This is a genomic window from Aliivibrio sifiae (genome assembly GCF_002954705.1).
Classification (GTDB): domain Bacteria; phylum Pseudomonadota; class Gammaproteobacteria; order Enterobacterales; family Vibrionaceae; genus Aliivibrio; species Aliivibrio sifiae_A.
Genome location: NZ_MSCO01000002.1, coordinates 583,573 through 587,337, shown reverse-complemented (window position 1 = coordinate 587,337; position 3,765 = coordinate 583,573). Strand labels below are relative to the sequence as shown.

Sequence of the window (3,765 nt, the reverse complement as noted above, 5' to 3'; positions counted from 1 at the left end):
CAAACTAAAGGCAAACTGACAACGCCGAGTGTAGCAAATCGTGTTGATGCATTTGTTATGCGCGACTTGACTAATTTGAATTTTATACCATAATCACCATATTATTTGGTATTTTAAGGTTAAGGCAATGGCTAAAAACACAAGTATTACTTTAGGTGATCATTTTGAAGGCTTTATTAGCTCACAAATTCAATCTGGAAGATACGGCTCAACCAGTGAGGTTATTCGATCTGCATTACGTTTACTTGAAACACAAGAAACAAAATTGCATACATTACGTAACTCTCTTATTGAAGGAGAAGAAAGCGGGGTCGCTGATTACGATCTAGATTCATTTATTAATGAACTTGATAGCGAAAATTCAAAATGAAGCCATTCACATTAACGATTTCAGCAAAAAATGATCTTAAGGACGTAGCTATATTTACGGCTCGTCGTTGGGGAAAAGAACAACGAAATATTTACCTTAAACAGTTTGATGATTCTTTTTGGTTGTTAGCGGAAAACCCAGATATAGGTAAAGGCTGTGATGAAATTAGGAATGGTTATCGAAAATTTCCCCAAGGTAGCCACGTAATATTTTACAAACAAACAGGTAGCCAACAAATACAGATAATTAGAATCCTGCACAAAAGCATGGACATCTCCCCTATTTTTGGCGCATAACGCCTGCATAACACGTTTACTACTATGCAATTATACTTAAAATTGACACCTTAAAACAAGAAACACCCGACAACCTAAGATGCCGAGTGTAGTAAATCGTGTTGATGCGATTGTTATGGCGCAACTTGCGACAACCGTAGCAATATACTACAATAATGGAAATTAACTTTAAATAGGATACTTACAATGGCTACAGCAAGCATCAGATTAGACCAAGACCTTGTGCAAAAAGCTACTATTATGGCTAAAGCATTCAGTCGCACCGCACCAAAACAAATTGAACACTGGGCTAAAATTGGTGAAATGATGGAAGATAACCCAGAACTATCATATGAGTTTGTAAAACAAGCAATTATTTCCAAAGCTGAAAAAGAAGCAGGAAAATTGGAGAGCTATAGTTTTGGCTAATATAACTCAAATTTTACAGACACCTACATTTAAGAAAGCAGTAAAAAAGTTACATAAAAATCAAAAGACGGATCTTGATAATGCAATTAAAGAATTAATGAAAGAGCCATTATTAGGAGAGCAAAAGAAAGGTGACTTGTCATTTTTACGTGTCCATAAATTCAAAATGGTTAAGCAATTAACATTGCTTGGTTACAGTTACGAAGATGGCACGGTCACCCTTGAGCTAATGGCATTAGGATCTCATGAAAATTTTTACCGTGATGTTAAAAATATCTTCTGAGCCATAACGCCTGCATAACACGTTTGCTACTATGCAGACCTAGCTGAATTTTACTGCCTTAATCACTGAAACTAAAGACAAACTGACAACGCCGAGTGTAGCAAATCGTGTTGATGCGATTGTTATGTGATTTTAATTTAGGCAATTCGATACGTTGTTTATTTGATAATCGTTTAATGAGCCTAGTTTAAATTTAAAATCAACATACTTGCAAAAATGCTGATCTTCGACTGCATATTCAATTGTCCCAACAGTATGCACAGTATCTCCATCTTCAAAAGATGACTCGATATCCCTAGATAATACAATTGAACCATCCATAACCTTAAAGGCATCAAACCATTTTTCTTTAATGCCAATTTGTGCAAGCATACTCTTAGATGAATTATCCAAAGCTTTAGGTTTAGCAATAAATGAGTCATAAGCTAAATATGACATTAACCCTAATGAAACCAAAGAGATACCAACTACTTTATTCATAATATACTCACCTTAAAATCACATAACGCCTGCATAACACGTTTGCTACCATACAGACCTAGCTGAATTTTAACGCCTTAATCACTGAAACTAAAGGCAAACTGACAACGCCGAGTGTAGCAAATCGTGTTGATGCGATTGTTATGTAACTTTGTCATCGCGAGAATAAACATGATCCGCAAACAATTCACCATCAATTTCATAAGCGTCTGGAATAATGCGATCAAGCTGAAACCCACATTTAAGTAATACTTTCTCTGAACCAATATTTCCTTCAGTTACCACAGCTTTATAAGCATTAATTTCTTGAACCAACTCAGCCCAATCCAATAGCCCAGCAAGAGATTCAGAACCATAGCCATTACCATAAAATTCAGGTAATAAAAGATAACCGACTTCAGCAACATTATTTTCAACAGTAAAACCCGTGATACCAATAGAGTCTCCTGATTGTTGATCAAAAATAACAAAGCATAACCATGAACTGGAATCCACATTCCATGGAACTAATCGGGATTCAAATTTCTCTCTGACAACCTCAACATCTGGCTTATCAAAGCACAGTGAAATAACTTCAGGATTAGAATGTAATTGTAAAAATAACGCCCAATCATTTTCTGTAATTACTTCCATTTTCAAACGTTTAGTTTCGATTTTCATACCATTGGGCTCCTGTTACATAACGCCGCAATAACACGTTTATTACTGCGATGACTTAGCTGAATTTTACCGCCTTAAACACCTAAACCAAAGACAAACCAACAACGCCGAATGTAATAAATCGTGTTGATTGCTTTGTTATACCGTTACTCACAACTGATAAAATTTTTTATCTCAAATTTATGATATATCAACACCAGTCGACGAATAGCAATCGGTAAAGGAATCAAAAATTCATATTGATGCTCAGATTGAGACGATAAGTCAAAATCTCCAGCCCAATATTGTTTAAACCTACTATCCATTAAACCTTGATATTGAGGAGAACAGAAGCTCATATCACCTTTATGAAAATTGGTTGCTTCAAATTCAAAGATATAAAACACCCCACTTTCTGGAAAATAGTTTTTTTGGTGTATGAAATTTACCGCATGATTAAAATGTCCCCACGCAAACATTGATTGTAATCGCGACGGTTTATTAGGGTAAAAAACTCTTCTTATACATTCTAGATTAAACTCATATTGACCACTTTGAGTTGAATGGTTGCGGTAATTGTACCAACCGTGACTAGAGAGCCCACTCAATGAAAAAGGTTTACTACACCCTCCAATATTACAATTATAAACAAAGGATTCATTTTCATTATACAAGTCAATTGTAAGTCCTTCACTTAAGGAGCCACTCCGATCTACAGTATAAAAAACAGCCATATTATTACACCTATCATTTCCAGTTAACCACTAAACGGTATAACGCCTGCATAACACGTTTGCTACTATGCAGATTAAGCTCAAATTTACCACTTAACACGATAAACTCAAAGAAACCTAGAATGCCGAATGTAGCAAATCGTGTTGATGCATTTGTTATATGCTTATTTTATAAATCTAAGGGTGAGCTACCCCATTTTTTGACATTGTGGACAAGTACAATATGAATAATGGTCTCCCCCCATCTTTTGGCAAATAGGACATACACAGTATGAATAGTGACCGCCACCCATCTTTTGACATGTAGGGCAAACACAGTGTGTATAATGCCCCCCACCAATTTTCTGACATGTAGGACATGAACAATATGAGTTATGATTTCCACCGTTCTTCATTTTAAATACCTTATTCTATTTAAAAATCACTGCTTATATTAAGAACCGCCATTGATATAGCTTCTTCAGATTTACCAATAACTAATGTAGGTTTACCATGCACATCACGCACCCGCTCTGCATCAATAACACTAACGTCTAGCATCTCAAAAAGTTTAAA

General features: G+C 35.5%; 7 protein-coding genes. 4 read left to right on the top strand and 3 right to left on the bottom strand.

Annotation, left to right across the window (positions count from 1 at the left end):
• Positions 1–127 precede the first annotated feature (127 nt).
• The 4 genes from BTO22_RS13660 to BTO22_RS13645 all read left to right on the top strand — a co-directional run bounded on the left by BTO22_RS13660 (position 128) and on the right by BTO22_RS13645 (position 1,357).
• Positions 128–370 (top strand): type II toxin-antitoxin system ParD family antitoxin, encoded by a 243-nt coding sequence (locus BTO22_RS13660; protein WP_017019247.1) that lies wholly within the window; start codon positions 128–130, stop codon positions 368–370.
• Positions 367–666, top strand: coding sequence for a type II toxin-antitoxin system RelE/ParE family toxin (locus BTO22_RS13655; RefSeq protein WP_017019248.1), 300 nt, complete (start codon positions 367–369; stop codon positions 664–666). The genes BTO22_RS13660 and BTO22_RS13655 overlap by 4 nt, the downstream gene beginning before the upstream one ends.
• Before the next feature lie 186 nt (positions 667–852).
• Positions 853–1,074 carry a TA system antitoxin ParD family protein gene (locus BTO22_RS13650; RefSeq protein WP_105055972.1) on the top strand — a complete coding sequence of 74 codons (222 nt, stop codon included), beginning with the start codon at positions 853–855 and terminating at the stop codon, positions 1,072–1,074.
• Complete coding sequence (locus BTO22_RS13645) at positions 1,067–1,357, top strand: type II toxin-antitoxin system RelE/ParE family toxin (protein ID WP_045103942.1); 291 nt, start codon at positions 1,067–1,069, stop codon at positions 1,355–1,357. The genes BTO22_RS13650 and BTO22_RS13645 overlap by 8 nt, the downstream gene beginning before the upstream one ends.
• 132 nt (positions 1,358–1,489) lie before the next feature.
• Here BTO22_RS13645 and BTO22_RS13640 read toward each other — a convergent pair whose 3' ends face one another.
• The 3 genes from BTO22_RS13640 to BTO22_RS13630 form a co-directional block, all read right to left on the bottom strand.
• The gene (locus tag BTO22_RS13640) at positions 1,490–1,837 is read right to left on the bottom strand and encodes a hypothetical protein (protein ID WP_105055971.1); all 348 of its coding nucleotides are present in this window, start codon (positions 1,835–1,837) and stop codon (positions 1,490–1,492) included.
• A gap of 141 nt (positions 1,838–1,978) precedes the next feature.
• Positions 1,979–2,497: a GNAT family N-acetyltransferase gene (locus tag BTO22_RS13635; protein WP_105055970.1), complete on the bottom strand. Its 519-nt coding sequence runs from the start codon at positions 2,495–2,497 to the stop codon at positions 1,979–1,981.
• 146 nt (positions 2,498–2,643) lie between these two features.
• Entirely contained in the window at positions 2,644–3,210 is a 567-nt protein-coding gene (locus BTO22_RS13630) for a hypothetical protein (protein ID WP_105055969.1), read from the bottom strand.
• Positions 3,211–3,765 lie beyond the last annotated feature (555 nt).